Source organism: Paenibacillus sp. EKM301P (genome assembly GCF_011800295.1).
Lineage (GTDB): Bacteria > Bacillota > Bacilli > Paenibacillales > Paenibacillaceae > Paenibacillus > Paenibacillus polymyxa.
Genome location: NZ_JAALFM010000002.1, coordinates 472,210 through 485,731, shown reverse-complemented (window position 1 = coordinate 485,731; position 13,522 = coordinate 472,210). Strand labels below are relative to the sequence as shown.

Below are 13,522 nucleotides of genomic sequence, written 5' to 3'. Positions count from 1 at the left end.
GATAGATGGCAGAAGCATTAAATTACCGCATGAACCTTGTGATTGATCCTAAAAACGTCATTAAGGCGAACAGAGAATTGCGCGCAATGGAACGCTATTTTGAGCGAATTCAAGGACGTGTTTTGAAAATCGGCCGCACTCGCATGGCCCCGGAAATTGTGCTGAACGATATGGCTTCCAAAGGCTTGGATAATCTGTTGAACAAGATTAACCGGGTTAAATCTCAGATTATTAATGCCTCTGGGAATGTGAATGTGAAGGTAAATAGCGGCACTGCTAAAGCAGACCCGGTCAAGTCTGATAACAATCTGAGTACGGTTTTGAAAGCAAATACTACTGCTGTAGAGGCCAATACGAAGGCTATTGCGGATTTGAGTACTAAGTTGGGATCTGTGACACCAGCTGCAGAGAAAAAAGAAGAGCCTAAGACGGTTTGGGGGAAAACAAAGGATTTTTTTGGTAATCTCAAAAAAATTGGTGGGGGAATAAAAAACTTATCTGAAGCACCTTCAACGGGTAAAAAAGCATTGAAAGCAGGGAAAAAATTATTTACTCGACCTGTTGGAGCAACTACTGGAGATAAGATTAAAGATGTTGCCAAAAAGGCTTATTCTTTTGGGAAAAATAGTGGGGACTTCATGGAAAAAGTAGGTGGAGGATTCTCAGATCTCTTTGAAGGTGGAGAGGGGATGTTTGGAATCTTTAAAGGTGGTGGTAGTACTGCCACAGCCGCTTCTAGTGCCGCTTCCAGCCTTGTAAACCCTAGCACAGTAGCTGGTGCAGCAGAAGAAGCAGGATCAGGCTTGTTCAAAAACCTTTTAAAAGGCGGTGCGAAAAAGCTACTGGGTCCTTTAAGCTATGGGATGGATATTATGAACATCGCACAGGCTACCTCTGGTAAAGAACGTGCAGAAGCTATTGGTTCTACTGTAGGCGGGACTGCTGGTTCTGCAATAGGCGGTGCTATAGGTTCATTTTTGCTTCCGGGTATTGGTACTGTAGTTGGTTCTCAACTTGGAAGCATGGCGGGAGATTTTGTTGGAGGAAAAATTGGCGGCTTAGTCTCAGATTATGGTCCAGCTATGATGGAAAAGGCAAAGTCCGCTGGTAAACTTCTTGGAGAAAAGGCTTCCCAGGTCAAAGGTTGGCTTTCAGATAAGGCTGGAGACTTTGGTAAGAGCTTTTCTGATTTCTTTTCTTTCGGTAAAAAAGACGAACCTAAAAAAGAGCCAACTAAGCCACCTGAAGTTCATAAACCTTCAATCCCACCTAATTCAAATATAGGTGCGTCTCTTAAGCCCTTAGCAACTATGCCGCCTTTATATAGTGCATCCGCATTCGTGCCTCCACAACCGGGCGCCAAAGGCGTTCCTAATCCTTACGGACCGATGGCTATCGCTAACCAAGGGGTAAACCCAAGCCCAATGTTGAATACTGCGGCGCATGCTAACAATGGCGCCAAAGCTAAAGGTAAGGCCAACGGTAATCCCACTCCTCAAGTAGTACAGATCAGTCCTGAACAAATGGGAACATTGTCTGGCTTTTTGAAGGATTTTAAAACCGAAACCACCAATCAATTTAATCTTCCTGCGGGGGCTGTACAGGTCACTGTGCATGAGAACAAGCTGGATGTGGATGGTCTTATTACGCAGATTGGCTACCGCCTCAAAGCTGAAATTTTGCGTGCAACGCAGAATACCAAACCAACGGGCGCTGGAGCTATGTAATGCAGTAAATGGTAGCAGTAGGGAAGGAGGATAAAGATGGAATTTAGTTTGACGGATGGTAAGGGAAAAAAGTTTCAGTTTCCAGTAAATCCTGAGGAAGTAACGATTTCACGACAAAAGGGATTTGATACAACGACGATTTTATCCTATGGGGAGTTTGACTTTCCACAAGGGGAGAAGGTGAAGGAAATCTCCTTCTCTTCTTTTTTTCCGAAAGAATACAATCCAGCATATTGCACATATGAAGACATCCCTGATCCGCAGGAGGCCATGAACACGTTGAATGGCTTTTTGTTATCCAAGAGTCCGCTACGTTTTATCATTACGGAGACAGCTGTGAACGTACCCGTAATTGTAGCTTCTCATAATTCGACCTTTCGGGGCGGGGAATATGGGGATGTGAATTTTGATTTGTCACTGCGAACCTGGAGCGAAATGAAAGTAGCCAAAAAATCTGGTACCGGTTCGAAGTCTGTGACAGTCAACAAAAAGCCTCGCACGGATATGAAAGAAAAAAAGAAAACTTACACGGTTAAATCGGGAGATTCCTTGTCCAAAATTGCCAAGCTGGAGCTGGGAGACAGCTCGCAATGGAGTCGCATTTATCAGCTTAACAAAAAGACCATCGGGAAAAATCCGAATGCGATTAAACCGGGGCAAAAGCTGGTGCTGTCATGAGCTATAAAGTCATTTTACAGGATAAATATGATCTTTCGCCACTTGTGGAGAACATTAATTTAAGAGATTCGCTGGAGCAAATCGCCTATCAGGGGACGGTCAATTTGGTCGTTACGTCCGATATGCCGGTCATTTCTCCAGGGATGTCAATCCGGGTTAGTGGTATTCCTTATGGTAAAAAAGACTATGTTCCTTTGTTATCTCCAGCGGTGATCTGGGAAGTGGAAACCTCCAACAACGGGCTTAAACGTATGACGCTGACGCTATATGACCGTACGGTATATTTGGACAAGTCGGAGGATGAATATTTACTTCCTGCCAAGCAGACGGCTACCCAGCGTTTTCAGAAATATGCGAGGGATTGGAAGCTGAAAATCGCTTCTTTGCCAGACACAAAAAAGCAGCTTGGGCGCGCCGTATACCGGACGCAGTCCATTTATTCCATGATGCTGGGCGATCTGCGGGAGACGGCCAAGGCGGGCGGCAAGCTGTATCATCCACGTATGATTTCTTCCGGCTTGGAGCTGTACGAACTGGGCACGAACAAAGATGTATATGTTTTGGAGAAAGTGACCGATACGACACAATCCCGTACATTGGAAGGCGCAGCCACGAGAGTGAAGGTGCTGGCTACGGCGGCCAGTGAAACGGGGAAAGAGGTTCCTTCCAAGGTGATGGCGCTTGAGGAAAAGGATATTGCCAAATATGGAACACTTCAGGTGATCGTACAGGATGACGAGGTGAAATCGGGTGCGGCGGCACGTGAGTTGGCCAAAAGTAAGCTGAGAGGCATACAACAAACGATATCGGTAAATGCACCAGATATGAATACGATTCGAGCAGGAGACGCGGTAATGTTAGGGACCATGAAGCTGTTGGTGATTTCAGTAAGCAGGGAATTGGGCAACCCTGGAAGTATGTCGCTGGAGCTCGGAACGTATGACGATGTAAAAAGGAGGTTTTACCTTGAATAAGGACCCCTACGGGCATTTAGCCACTGCGCTGCAATCTTCATTTCATAAACACACCAAGCAAGCGCTTAGTGGAGTAGGTGCAGTATTAGGTACCATCACCTCCACAGGACTCAAGCTGGATGATTTTAAACATGAGCTTCAGGATTATCTAGTCGCCGAGCTGCCGGGGCTGCTATCTGTACCACGCCATATGTACAAAGGTACCTCAACCTCGGTGGAACCCGAAAATTGGGAGGGCAAAGAGCTGAAAACTTCCTTTTATATCGGGGAGGATGAGCTGGAGGATGTAAATCTGAGCCTGAACAAAGGACTTAAGCCCGGGGATCGTGTACTGGCGGTACGGGTGAATAGTGGTAACGATGTGGTGGTCGTGTGCAAGGTGGTGAATGGACGTGGCTAATTTGTTTCCCGAAACAGATGATATGATCTGGACAGACACAGATGTGACTGACCCGGATGTACTGGAGGATAACCGTGCTGTATTTGGGCGAAGCTGGAGATTTGATTTTGAAGCTGGGGAGTTTGTAATGAGCCCTAGCCGTAAAATCGTGACTACAGGCGAGAAAGAAGCTTGGGTACAGTGGTGTGAAAAAGCCATACGCACTCCTCGCTATCGTCATGTGATCTATTCGCCTGACTATGGAAGTGAGCTGGAGGAGCTGATTGGCAGCAGCTATGGGCACGGTGTGCAAGAAAGTGAAATTAAGCGCATGGTCACAGAGGCGTTGCTAGCAGATGCACGTACGGCTAGTGTGGATCAGTTCACGTTTCGCTGGGAAGGTGAGGCATGCTATTTTAGCTGCCAGATTACGAACGTGCGGGATGAGACAGAAATTGTGGAAAGTGTGGTGATCTAATGGCAGACTTGCCGGAATATTTGGTAGACCAGACGGAAGAGTCAATTTTAAATCGAATGCTGGAAAAAGTGCCTTCGGACATAGATAAGTCCGAGGGCTCTTTTATTTGGGATGCGCAGGCTCCAGTAGCATTTATGCTCTCTGAAGCGGCAATCTGGGCGCAGGAGCTGCTGCGTCGGGGGTTTGCCAGCACAGCAGCCAGTGATAACCCGGATTTTCGCTCGCCGGAACTGGATTTGCGGACAGCAGAGCATGGAGTGAAACGGCGGGAAGCCGTTGCTGCATCAGGTAAGGTTATGTTCAAGGGCACAGCGGGAACAACCGTCCCGTCAGGAACGTTGGTGGCGACTCCGGCAGATGATGTATCTGGGGAAGCCTCCATTGAATATGCGACTACGGCATCGGTCACGCTGGATGAACAGGGTACCGGGGAAGCGGTAATTCGGGCGGTCAATCCTGGACGCAGCGGCAACGTGCCAGCGGGTGTCATTCAGGTGATGGCTACTCCGATTAGCGGGGTTTCCTCCGTGATCAATACGGAGGAAACCAAAAGCGGCACAGACATTGAAAGCGACCAGCTGTTGCTGGAGCGTTTTTATGCCAAGGTGCGGAACCAGGGTACAAGCGGTAACAAGGCGCAGTATACCCAGTGGGCGAATGAAATTGCTGGAGTGGGTGGCGTGGAAGTTGTTCCACTCTGGAAAGGGCCAGGAACAGTGGGGTTATATGTGCTGGATACGGACAAACGAGCTGCCAGTCCGGATATCGTGGCTGCGGTGCAGAAGTATATTGATCCGACTCAGGATGGGCAAGGGGAAGGGCTGGCACCAGCAGGTCCCGTGGTGACGATCATGCCAGCGACAGAAGTGGAGATTAACATTTCGGTCAAGGTACAGCGCACCAAAGAGAAGCCGTCCACACTGGATGAAATCAAAAAGCTGATCGAAAACGGTGTGCGGACGTATTTGAAGCAGCTTGCTTTTTACAAGGCAGATCCATTGGTACGGTATACCCGGATTTCTGCTGTGCTGCTGGACATTCCGATTATTATTGATTTCTCTGAGCTGAAAATCAACGGACAGAGCAATCAGAATATTGAGATTGGATCAGGTCAGGTAGCCGTGCTGGGGACGGTGAGCGTCAGTGAGTAACAACGGAATAGACAGTTTTGAAGAGTTTTTGAATAACCCTGACGAGGGAAAACGTGTAAACCGTGGTGACACCTTTGCTAACCGGGTAGCAATAGCGAGAGATACAGTAAGCCAAATGAGCAGCGAGCGGGGACGCAAGCTGCTTTCCTATTTGCCTGCCTATTATGAAACCTCACGTGTGATGCGCTCCGATATGGATGCTAAAGGAAGCGAACTGGACGCCTTGTATCTTGCAATGGATGCAACGGTGGGACAGTTTTTCGTACGTACCGCCACCTGGGGGCTGGAACGCTGGGAAACGGAGCTAGGGATCGAAACCGATCTGGGGAAGCCGTTGGATCAGCGGCGCGCAGTGGTGGAATCGAAGCTGCGGGGGGCAGGGACTTTTTCAGGCAAGCTTGCCAAAAATGTAGCTGAGGCGTATGACGGAGGCACGGTAGATGTTACTTTTCACCCTACCGAATGGGGATTTACGGTCAAATTTATGGATACCATTGGGATTCCCCCCAACGTGGAGGACCTGAAAGCAGCCATTGAGGAGATCAAGCCCGCTCACATGGCAGTGGAGTACAAATTACGCTACCTGACCATTGCCGAAGTGGAGTCCATGACCTTCTATGAAAATGAACTTACAACACAGGATAGGTATTTAGGAGGTGGCGCATAACATGGCAAGCGAAAAAACACCGAATCTTGGTTTAAATCAAATTGACCGCACATCGCCCAAAACAACGTATTTTGATCTAGAGAAGTACTTGGATCAAAACTGGGGGGCTGTAGATGATTTTGCTGGTGACGTGAATGACGGTGTGAATGAGATTAGGAAGCGTTTGAATACAACAGAGCGTAAGGCGGTAACTTTGGAACCTGGGGTACAGATTGTTCATACGGAAAAGGCTGCGCCATTTTCGTTGACGGGGCTGAGCGGGCGTACGTTAGTGAATTTGTTGGGGCGGGCAGGCTCTTGTGACCGAATCGGCAGCCTTTTAGGTTGGGAAGCTGATCTTGCAGTTGAAACATCTAATAAGGCGCAGGGTGCAGGATCTATCAAGGTTACTGCAAAGAATGCCTCCGGTGTGTATAACGTGTATAGTACCGGATTGAAGTTTACTGGTGGAAGATACTATATCGCCCTAGCTGATGTTAAAAACATCAATGCTTCAAACAATATCTATGTAAACTTTTCAACAGGTGGTAATAAGGCCCTCAAGCAGTCAAAAGATCAAAGTCGATTCGTAACGATCTATACAAAATGTGCACCGACAAATGATACTGCGATAAACCTGGAAGTTTCATCGATTTCAACAGCAACTGGTCAAGCTTTTTATGCAGATGCTATTCGTCTTTATGAGGTCAGCGCTTCAGAATATGCTACCCTAGATAGCATGTCACCTGAACAAGTATCTACTAAATATCCATATGTAGACAGCATTATGCCTGTGCGTAATCCGTATGCGATTCGGTATGGCGAGAATTTATTGCCTAGCATTTATGAAGCTGAAAACAGCGTGACTGCAGGTTCAAAAAAAATTACTGCTCCATATGTCGCCACTATCACTAAAAGTACGGCGGGATATAGCTTGTATGCTTGGAACCTTCCTGCTACAGCTGGTAAAATTTATACTCTATCTATGAAAGTGTCAGTATCTAATATCGGCGGAGTCATTGGTGCAGGTGGATACTATAATATTCACGCGCTAGATGCTTACGGGAGTTACGTTGGAGAACCCTTAGACACTGGTCCATATGCAGTCGCTAACGGTGAGCATATTTTGTCACAGACGTTTACAACTCCTGCGGGGACATATGGATTGCGTATTATAGTTGGAGCGGACACAGGTGTTTTTGGTACGTTTGTCTTTTCAGAAATGATGCTTAACATCGGAAGCATTGCCAAACCATTCAAACCCCGTGAAGACTCCATGCTGGCATTACAAGCAGACCTGCATGCCGATCCTGTTACGGGCGAAAATGCTGATACGGTATTTGAGCGGGAGGGCCAATATTTTAAGTCTAAGAAGTGGAAAACCCTAGTGCTGGATGATAATCGGGAGTATGCATTTTACACATCGGTAATAGGGATTAAAACGGTAGGCTCACCAAACAACGGAATAATACCAGCCATAAATGGTACTGGGATATTTGTCAAGTTTGACGGCAAGGTTATTAAAGAATCGGATTATGCAACTGTAACTAGTCAATCTGACAGCCTCAATATAGGTTCATCGAGTAATAATGGCACGTACGATAATTTTCAAATAGGGGTGTCGGTTGCAGATAGCGGATGGGGAGACAGCTATATACCGACATCGGACGAAATTAAGGCGTATTTTAATGGTTGGAAGATGTATCTTGCGGGACAAGGGGATGTAAGCAAACCCTTTAATAACGAAGCAGCAGGCAAGGCGTGGTGCCCAATAGATTCAATTTATGTGGCTAACGGTACGCCATCTGCAACGTTTTTCGTTACAACATTACCAACAACAGATATAGCTTCCTTGGCATACACAAGGTATGGAAATTGGACAACGCAACAACTCACTTATCAGCTTGAGGCGCCTACTGTTGAACCTATCGTTAGCGAGGGACAGTTAACCTTTATGGAGGGTGAGAATCAGGTTGAAATCGGTACGGGAATTATACTACGTGAACGGTCAAAGGCTGTTTACACAAACGGGGCCTATTATATTAACGGTCGTACAGATGATCCGAGTATTTTAAAAAATAAAGTAAATAAAATCCTATCCGTCTATAAAGATGGTAAAAAAGATTTGTCATGGAGAACTGCTGCAGTTTCAGATCAATACCAATCCACCTATGGTAAAGAGCAAGTGTATACATTAGCTGCTAATTTCGATTTATCGTCGTCTTATAAAACTACCTACTTAATGTTTGATCGTTCACCCGTTGCCACCTTTATCGGAACTTACACAGCCAACGAAAAAACGCTTTTGCTTGACTTGGTGGATAGTGTTCAACAGAATAGTGCACTTTTATCGGTCGTTGAAAATGAGAGGAGAGAGCAAAAAAACACTTTAAAATGGATAGCACCTACGTTACTTAACGGATGGGTTAACTATGATAATACTCGTAGACCATTAGGCTACTGTAAGGATTCTCAGGGCTGGGTACATGTACAGGGATTTATTCGCGGAGGTGTCACTGCTTTTGGAACAAAGATATTTATGTTACCAGCCGGTTATGAGGCAGAAAGACCTATGGAGGTTGCGGCACTTTCTGCTGAAGGTAGTGTCCCTTATCCCTCAACTATATATGTAGGCGAGACCAGTATACAATGCGATAACGCAGTACACAATTCTTATTTGATACTTGATTTTAAATACCGTGCAAAATAAGGGGAGTGACCGAATTGAGAGCGGTTCCTAAAGTAAATCCAAACGGCCTCTATCTAGAGGATGAACTTGTGGACGATGCCTTTGTGGGAGTCGTCCCTTTTTATGCTTCATTAGAAACCATGAATCAGACTATGAAGGAAAAAAAACTTACTGGTTATATCGTAGGTATTCCAGTTCCACCGGGATTATACCAGCCCCATTTTGACATTCAATCCTGGCTAACCCATGAAGCGGAATATGATGAAAAATTGTTAGAAGCCCAGAAGATGAATGAGCAACTCAGCAAGGAATCTCAAGCTGCATTTCAGAAGCTACATGATGAATGGCAGAACATGCTGGAAAATGAACGTGGTGACGAGCCGGGATATCTTGCTCAGACATTTACAGCCCCAGAACGAAGAGATCCAACGACATTCTGGAGTGAAGGATTAAGTGGGGCAGCGATTAAAGAACTGACGCAAAAATCGGAACAACAGCTAAGTGAGACAGATCTATTGAAGCAGCGTATAGCAGATCTTGAATTAACTTTGACTCAGCTCATGCTTGGTAACACAGGAAATTAAACAAGTACTTACTCCTATTTAACTTCAAAAGACCTATTGAAAGAGGTGAAGTCATAACTATGACCGTTTTAACAGAGGCTCAGTTACGCATTTGTGCTCATGCCTGTATTACCCGCTATGATCGGGGAGAAGACCATGTAGCATCTATTATTGGAAGCTATGCTTTAAATGAACAACAACGTAAACAAGTGTTGGAAATGATTTTATCCCATCGTTCTGATCTGGAATTGGATAACGTAGAGAATTTACCATCTATGGAGGGTTCTAGTGCACAGCGAGAAACGGTTAAATGGTATAGCTCTATTTTCCGTAAGAAGACGGTATAGAGCACAGAGCAAAAATGCCTGTACTCAAAGGAGGAGTGAGTATGTATGAAAGAATGGATCTAATGTCCAGTTCGCGTGGACAAGAGCTATTCTCCTGTCTGCCAGCCTATTACGAAACCTCTCGCGTAATGTATGCAGATATGGATGCAAAGGGTAGCGAACTAGATGCTCTATATCTCGCGCTGGATGAAACATTGGCGCAATTTTTTGTTCGCACAGCCACTTGGGCGCTGGAAAGCTGGGAGATGGAGTTAGGTATCCCGGTCGATTTGGAAAAGCCGTTGGAACAGCGACGTTCTGTTGTGGAGTCGAAACTCCGTGGAAGCGGTAAATTTTCAGGAGACTTAGTACGGAAAATCATGAACTCTTTTGGTGTGGAAGGGAAAGTAGACTTTCATCCGATGGAATATAAGTTTGGTATAAGTTTTGAAAACCGTATTCCTGAAAATATGATTGATTTCAAAAAGATCATCGAGGATATTAAGCCTGCTCATCTTGCATTTTATATGAATAACAAAACTAGGCTTGCATTTCTTCATGAGAATGAAATGGTTTCTCGTATTCGATTACGTTCGAGAGCCCGCTTTTTTGGTGGGAAGCCATGGTACTTAGATGGTGTCGAGCTACTGGACGGGATAGCCTCTTTGTCCGGATGGACAGAGGAACCTATGCGATATTTCAACCGTACGAGACTAGTCATCAAGCATCGAATGGATCATCATCAGGAAGCCAACGTGAAAATTCGAAACCATTATTGGACATTAGATGGCAGCATGATGCTGGATGGGAGTCAGATGTTAAGCTCAACCGAGGAAGTCATTTCAATTTAAATATATAAAGAAATTATCTTAAAGATAGAAGGGATGATAAGTATGGCAGAACAAGTTCTGACAGTTACAACTGCTTACGCAAGGGAACAGATGGCACGTGCCCGCGCTGAAGGAGGAACACTGACAAAAGTGGTAAAAATGGCGTTTGGTAGTGGGGGTGTGGATCAAGCAGGGAAGCCACTGCCATTGGAGGGAACAGAACAGGTGTTGAGAAAGGAATTGGTTCAGAAGGATATTACCAATTCAGAATTCATTGCTCCTGCAACCATTCGGTATACCTGCTCACTGGCAGAAAATGAATTGGTGGGTGAGACTATTAATGAGCTTGCGTTGGTAGATTCGGCTGGTAAATTAACAGCTGTCCGTACGATGACTAATAAGGTCAAGGACAGTGATATGGAGTTTGTTTTCGAAATTGATGATATTTATTAAGGAGGATGAAGAAATATGAGCATACAACAACCACGCAGATTTGTTACTACCGACCAAGGACATGCGGACGTTCTGAATGTCCCCATTGATACTCTTTATGCAAACGATCAGGAATTGGCCGCGCAGGTTGAAAATATCAAAAAGGACCCGGCTGGAAACGGGATTGCTTCCAAGGAAGCGCTAGACAATCATGCCAGCAATACAGAGATCCATGTTACGGCAGCCAAACAAGCGGCCTGGAGCGCAGCAGAGGGAAATGCCAAGAAGTATACAGAGCAATATGCAGCTCCTAAGCAGCATAGTCACCCTGCATCAGATTTGCCTTCTGCGTCAACACAGGCGAGAGGGATTGTGCAGCTTAATACTTCCACAGGGAGTACAGCTACAGATCAGGCAGCTACGCCTAGTGCGGTAAAAGCTGCTAATGATCGAGCGAATGAAGCTTACAATCGGGCAGACCAAGCTTTTACACAAGCCAGTGATCTTAAATCAAAGATCGCTAACGCTATCACTGGCAAAGGCGGTAATGCCAACTCTGGTATGACCGGAGATCAGTTAGCGGCGGTAATAAGTGGATTATCCACCAAAAAATCTGCAAGTGGGAATTTTAATGGTCAGGTATCCGCAACATCTACTAATCCTTTGTTATCTTTAGCAATCTCAGGATTATCGTTTACACCTAGCATCGTATTGGTTAACATATCTATTTCCAGTAGTACTAGTGATTATAACGGTTATATCAGCAATCTTGCAGGTATTCGCACTTATAGAGGTGCAGATGCTTCTGTTTCTTATTCAGGAGTACCGGGTGGGTTTAATTTTAATATCAGTGCAACTGTTTATATATCTAACAATGTTAAAATACAAGCTTATCAATGGTATGCTTTCGAATAAGAACAGAGCTAAGTAACAACTAAATAATGCCACGCACCGCGTGTTTTAAATGCCCTTGGATTAACCGAGGGCATTCATTTTAAACCTAGATTCAAAAGGGGGAACAAACATGCATGAAAAGATCGATCAGATTTGGCTGGGGTTTTCCACGGGGACCTTGATCGGTTATTTTTTCGGGGGGTGGACTACAATGCTGACGTTGCTGTGGTGGATGGTCGTGATCGACTTTTTCACCGGATGGGCAGCGGCCTGGATTAATGGGGAGCTGAAAAGCCGCCAAGGATATTACGGTATTTTTCGCAAGGTTACCGTGTTTTTGCTCATTACGGTAGCCCATCTAATCGACGGTATTCTCGGGGATGCACACTATTTCCGGGATGCCGTCGTTTTCTTTTATTTAGCGAACGAGCTGTTGTCCATTATAGAAAATGTGGGCAGAATGGGAGTGCCGATGCCGGATATTTTGCGAAATGCGGTAGCCATTTTTGAGTCCAAGTCGAGTGGGGAAAAAATAAAGCCAACCGATCCTTCTGACAAGCAAAATAAAGCTTTATAAAGTGCTGACTGTCGCCATTACAAAAAAGGAAGACTACCTTTTCGCCCTTTTTCGGCGTAAAAATGGAAAAGCCCAGACCGTTTACTTGGTCCAAGCATATGGATAACAGAGACAGCGTGCTACAACATTATGAATGACAAGGAGGGAGCGCCTTATGCAAAATCGCATCCCTAATGCTGCCGAAGGCATTGACGTGTCCCGATATCAGGGAACGATTGATTGGAAACGCGTACGAGCCGATGGTAAATCGTTTGCATTTATTAAAGCAAGTCAAGGACAGCGTTACGTTGATCCAACATTTATCATGAATGCAAAAGGGATCAAGGCAGCCGGGCTTCTGCTGGGAGCTTACCATTTTGTAGATGCAACCAGTGTAAACGCAGCCAAAGGGGAAGCCAGACATTTCGCCGAGGTACTGGATCAGGTGGGAGGCGCGAAAGCGCTCGGCTTACCAGCGGTGATGGATTATGAAAACAATCCGGGAAAGCTTAGCTCGGCCGCGATTCATGAGATTGCGCTGGCATTTTTGACGGAATTTGAACGAGTAAGCGGCCGCAAGCCGATGGTATATACAGGCAATGCTTTTGCTGCCCATTTTAAAGACCCGCTGGGTAGTTATAATCTGTGGATTGCACGTTATAGTACACGACTCCCTAGTGATACCACAGCATGGAAGCGCTGGGATTTCTGGCAATACAGCGATAGTGGACGGGTTGATGGCATTCAAGGGCCTGTGGATCTGAATGTATATGCCGGAACAGAGGCCGAGCTACGCCAAGCATTTGCAGGAGAAGAGGGGGATGAGCCAATGACAGCAGAGGAAAAAGCGGCATTTAAGGCCCTGCAGCAGCAGATAGACGCCCTTGAAAACAGCAAAGATGTGCTCAAGCAAACTTTAAATGAACAGAGCGCGTATATTAAAAAGGTGGATCAGCGAGTAGCTGAACTGGAGGCGCGTCAGGCTATGCCTGTACCGGTCTGGGCCAAGGAAGCGGTAGCTGCCGCCGTTGCAGTTAATCCGGCAAGTCCGATTGTGGATGCGAAGCTGCCAAGCAGTTATGATTTTTATCGCTTACTGGTCGTGTTGAACCGTCTGGGTGTGTTTAAAAAAGCCAAATGATCTTCGAAAGAACTTATACACTGCCCATCCCACTTTTATATGAAATGAGTAAAGAAAC

General features: G+C 45.7%; 15 protein-coding genes. All 15 read left to right on the top strand.

The window, feature by feature from the left end:
• Positions 1-5 precede the first annotated feature (5 nt).
• Positions 6-1,727 (top strand): hypothetical protein, encoded by a 1,722-nt coding sequence (locus tag HFD99_RS07510; RefSeq protein WP_039276888.1) that lies wholly within the window; start codon positions 6-8, stop codon positions 1,725-1,727.
• 36 nt (positions 1,728-1,763) lie between these two features.
• The gene (locus tag HFD99_RS07505) at positions 1,764-2,405 is read left to right on the top strand and encodes a LysM peptidoglycan-binding domain-containing protein (protein ID WP_025364227.1); all 642 of its coding nucleotides are present in this window, start codon (positions 1,764-1,766) and stop codon (positions 2,403-2,405) included.
• The gene (locus tag HFD99_RS07500) at positions 2,402-3,379 is read left to right on the top strand and encodes an XkdQ/YqbQ family protein (protein WP_045244110.1); all 978 of its coding nucleotides are present in this window, start codon (positions 2,402-2,404) and stop codon (positions 3,377-3,379) included. The genes HFD99_RS07505 and HFD99_RS07500 overlap by 4 nt, the downstream gene beginning before the upstream one ends.
• Positions 3,372-3,779: a hypothetical protein gene (locus HFD99_RS07495; RefSeq protein WP_045244109.1), complete on the top strand. Its 408-nt coding sequence runs from the start codon at positions 3,372-3,374 to the stop codon at positions 3,777-3,779. The genes HFD99_RS07500 and HFD99_RS07495 overlap by 8 nt, the downstream gene beginning before the upstream one ends.
• Entirely contained in the window at positions 3,766-4,236 is a 471-nt protein-coding gene (locus tag HFD99_RS07490; RefSeq protein ID WP_016821304.1) for a DUF2634 domain-containing protein, read from the top strand. Before HFD99_RS07495 ends, HFD99_RS07490 begins: the two co-directional genes overlap by 14 nt.
• Positions 4,236-5,387: a baseplate J/gp47 family protein gene (locus HFD99_RS07485; RefSeq protein WP_045244108.1), complete on the top strand. Its 1,152-nt coding sequence runs from the start codon at positions 4,236-4,238 to the stop codon at positions 5,385-5,387. The genes HFD99_RS07490 and HFD99_RS07485 overlap by 1 nt, the downstream gene beginning before the upstream one ends.
• Positions 5,380-6,054, top strand: a complete 675-nt coding sequence (locus HFD99_RS07480; RefSeq protein ID WP_045244107.1) for a putative phage tail protein — start codon at positions 5,380-5,382, stop codon at positions 6,052-6,054. The genes HFD99_RS07485 and HFD99_RS07480 overlap by 8 nt, the downstream gene beginning before the upstream one ends.
• A gap of 1 nt (position 6,055) precedes the next feature.
• Positions 6,056-8,743, top strand: coding sequence for a hypothetical protein (locus HFD99_RS07475; protein ID WP_123796859.1), 2,688 nt, complete (start codon positions 6,056-6,058; stop codon positions 8,741-8,743).
• 14 nt (positions 8,744-8,757) lie between these two features.
• Positions 8,758-9,306 (top strand): hypothetical protein, encoded by a 549-nt coding sequence (locus HFD99_RS07470; protein ID WP_045244105.1) that lies wholly within the window; start codon positions 8,758-8,760, stop codon positions 9,304-9,306.
• A gap of 59 nt (positions 9,307-9,365) precedes the next feature.
• On the top strand, positions 9,366-9,632 hold the full coding sequence (locus tag HFD99_RS07465) for a hypothetical protein (protein ID WP_017426422.1): 267 nt from the start codon (positions 9,366-9,368) through the stop codon (positions 9,630-9,632).
• Between the two features lie 41 nt (positions 9,633-9,673).
• Positions 9,674-10,462: a putative phage tail protein gene (locus tag HFD99_RS07460; RefSeq protein ID WP_017426423.1), complete on the top strand. Its 789-nt coding sequence runs from the start codon at positions 9,674-9,676 to the stop codon at positions 10,460-10,462.
• A 42-nt stretch (positions 10,463-10,504) separates the two neighbouring features.
• Positions 10,505-10,894 (top strand): phage tail-collar fiber domain-containing protein, encoded by a 390-nt coding sequence (locus tag HFD99_RS07455; RefSeq protein ID WP_017426424.1) that lies wholly within the window; start codon positions 10,505-10,507, stop codon positions 10,892-10,894.
• 15 nt (positions 10,895-10,909) lie between these two features.
• Entirely contained in the window at positions 10,910-11,788 is an 879-nt protein-coding gene (locus tag HFD99_RS07450; protein ID WP_045244103.1) for a tail fiber protein, read from the top strand.
• A gap of 109 nt (positions 11,789-11,897) precedes the next feature.
• Positions 11,898-12,344, top strand: a complete 447-nt coding sequence (locus HFD99_RS07445; RefSeq protein WP_016821295.1) for a phage holin family protein — start codon at positions 11,898-11,900, stop codon at positions 12,342-12,344.
• A gap of 154 nt (positions 12,345-12,498) precedes the next feature.
• Positions 12,499-13,464, top strand: a complete 966-nt coding sequence (locus HFD99_RS07440) for a glycoside hydrolase family 25 protein (RefSeq protein WP_017426428.1) — start codon at positions 12,499-12,501, stop codon at positions 13,462-13,464.
• Positions 13,465-13,522 lie beyond the last annotated feature (58 nt).

Coding starts and splice junctions, on each gene's coding strand:
- HFD99_RS07465 (WP_017426422.1), top strand. CDS start 9,366: ATGACCGTTTTAACAGAGGCTCAGTTACGCATTTGTGCTCATGCCTGT.
- HFD99_RS07505 (WP_025364227.1), top strand. CDS start 1,764: ATGGAATTTAGTTTGACGGATGGTAAGGGAAAAAAGTTTCAGTTTCCA.
- HFD99_RS07460 (WP_017426423.1), top strand. CDS start 9,674: ATGTATGAAAGAATGGATCTAATGTCCAGTTCGCGTGGACAAGAGCTA.
- HFD99_RS07490 (WP_016821304.1), top strand. CDS start 3,766: ATGGACGTGGCTAATTTGTTTCCCGAAACAGATGATATGATCTGGACA.
- HFD99_RS07485 (WP_045244108.1), top strand. CDS start 4,236: ATGGCAGACTTGCCGGAATATTTGGTAGACCAGACGGAAGAGTCAATT.
- HFD99_RS07510 (WP_039276888.1), top strand. CDS start 6: ATGGCAGAAGCATTAAATTACCGCATGAACCTTGTGATTGATCCTAAA.
- HFD99_RS07440 (WP_017426428.1), top strand. CDS start 12,499: ATGCAAAATCGCATCCCTAATGCTGCCGAAGGCATTGACGTGTCCCGA.
- HFD99_RS07475 (WP_123796859.1), top strand. CDS start 6,056: ATGGCAAGCGAAAAAACACCGAATCTTGGTTTAAATCAAATTGACCGC.
- HFD99_RS07450 (WP_045244103.1), top strand. CDS start 10,910: ATGAGCATACAACAACCACGCAGATTTGTTACTACCGACCAAGGACAT.
- HFD99_RS07455 (WP_017426424.1), top strand. CDS start 10,505: ATGGCAGAACAAGTTCTGACAGTTACAACTGCTTACGCAAGGGAACAG.
- HFD99_RS07500 (WP_045244110.1), top strand. CDS start 2,402: ATGAGCTATAAAGTCATTTTACAGGATAAATATGATCTTTCGCCACTT.
- HFD99_RS07445 (WP_016821295.1), top strand. CDS start 11,898: ATGCATGAAAAGATCGATCAGATTTGGCTGGGGTTTTCCACGGGGACC.